General features: G+C 65.9%; 1 protein-coding gene. It reads left to right on the top strand.

Features of this window, described 5'->3' with window-relative positions; translation table 11 throughout:
• Window positions 1-36: 36 nt before the first annotated feature.
• Window positions 37-440: AMP-binding protein (locus tag IG99_RS51880; protein ID WP_324606176.1), on the top strand; the 404-nt coding region annotated here is incomplete at its 3' end.

Below are 440 nucleotides of genomic sequence, written 5' to 3'. Positions count from 1 at the left end.
GCCGTACGTGAGGTGGCGCGGCGTCTCGGTGTGAGCGTGGCGACGGTGTTGCACGTGATGTTCGCGAGGGTGGTCGCCTCGGCGTCGGGCCGCGAGGATGTCGTCTTCGGGACGGTACTGTTCGGGACCCTGCCCGTCCTCAACGACACCGAGCAGAATCTTGTGCTCAATCGGTGGAACGACACCGCCGTCGAGGTGGTGGATCGCACGTTGCCGGTGTTGTTCGAGGAGCAGGTCGCGCGGACACCGGACGCTACGGCGCTCGTCTTCGAAGGCGTCGAGTTGTCGTATCGCGAGCTGAACGAGCGGGCGAATCGTCTGGCTCGGTTGTTGGTCGAGCGGGGTGCGGGTCCGGAGCGGTTCGTCGCGGTTGCTCTGCCGCGTTCCCTGGAGTTGGTGGTGGCGCTGTTGGCTGTGGTGAAGTCGGGTGCGGCGTATGT

It is taken from the genome of Streptomyces griseus subsp. griseus, assembly GCF_000720255.1.
Classification (GTDB): Bacteria; Actinomycetota; Actinomycetes; order Streptomycetales; family Streptomycetaceae; genus Streptomyces; species Streptomyces griseus_I.
Note: the sequence above shows the minus strand (reverse complement) of the source record. Positions and strands in the feature narration are given on the sequence as shown.